Raw genomic sequence first — 1,191 nt, forward strand, 5'->3', positions numbered from 1 at the left:
CTCCCTCAGGGAGAGGGGACCGGTTCGGCGCGGGCTCGCAGGTCTGGACATCGACGCAGCTCGCGCATTGCCATGAGCCGCGTAACGAACTCTCAGCGCCTGCGATACGAAAGCAACGCCGGACCAAAAGACCATCAGCAACACCGAATCAACCCCCTCGCCCGTTGGGAAGAGGACTGGGGTGAGGGGAAAGAGGCCCAACCAAGTTCCTCCGCCACGACATACCAAAGGCTCCGCACTGACAGCACTAAAGCAACGCCAGACCACAAGGCCACCAGCAACACCGAACCAACCCCCTCGCCCCTTTGGGGAGAGGGCTGGGGTGAGGGGAAAGGGCCGCCAGCCTGACCTGAATCCCGACCGCCCGAACAGACCAGGCCTGCCACAGAGGAAGCCAACCATGACGACCCATTTCGATCTTCGCCTCGACACGCTGCGCAATGCCTATGAAGCCGGCACCACGACCCCGCGCCAGCTGATCCTCGAACTGCGCGCCAAGGCCGCTGCATTGAACAGCGAATTCAACACATTCATCCACCTGCTGAACGCCGAAGAACTCGAGCCCTACCTGGCCGCACTGGAGAGCAAGACGCCCGCCGAGCTACCGCTCTACGGCATCCCGTTCGCGATAAAGGACAATATCGATCTGGCCGGCATTCCCACCACCGCCGCCTGCCCGGCCTTTGCCTATACACCGGAAACCAACGCCACCATCGTCGAGCAGCTGATCGCCCTCGGTGCCGTGCCGCTGGGTAAGACCAACCTCGACCAATTCGCCACCGGCCTCAACGGCACCCGCTCGCCCTACGGTGAGTGCCGCAACAGCGTGCACCCCGACTACCCCTCCGGTGGCTCCAGCGCCGGCTCGTCCCTGGCCGTGGCGCTGGGGCTGGCAAGCTTCGCCCTCGGCACCGACACCGCCGGTTCCGGCCGCGTGCCGGCCGCGCTGAACAACCTGGTGGGTCTCAAGGCCAGCAAAGGGCTGATCTCCACCGCTGGCGTTGTCCCCGCCTGCCGCACGCTGGATTGCGTGACCTTCTTCACCGCCAGTGCCGCCGAAGCCAGCCAGCTGCTGGCGCTCACCGCCAGGCTCGATCCGCACGACGAGTACAGCCGCGCCAACCCGCTGTGGAACGACGGCTCGGCCTTCGGCCGGGTGAAAGCCTTCCGCTTCGGCGTGCCGAAGAACCC

The 1,191-nt window shown here is 65.5% G+C and carries 1 protein-coding gene; it reads left to right on the forward strand.

Annotated elements, in window-relative coordinates:
• Positions 1 to 400 precede the first annotated feature (400 nt).
• Positions 401 to 1,191, forward strand: a 791-nt coding sequence (locus LO50_RS23045; RefSeq protein ID WP_044316491.1) for an amidase family protein, incomplete at its 3' end; no start/stop codon positions are given.

This window comes from Stutzerimonas stutzeri, assembly GCF_000935215.1.
In the GTDB taxonomy this organism is placed as follows: domain Bacteria; phylum Pseudomonadota; class Gammaproteobacteria; order Pseudomonadales; family Pseudomonadaceae; genus Stutzerimonas.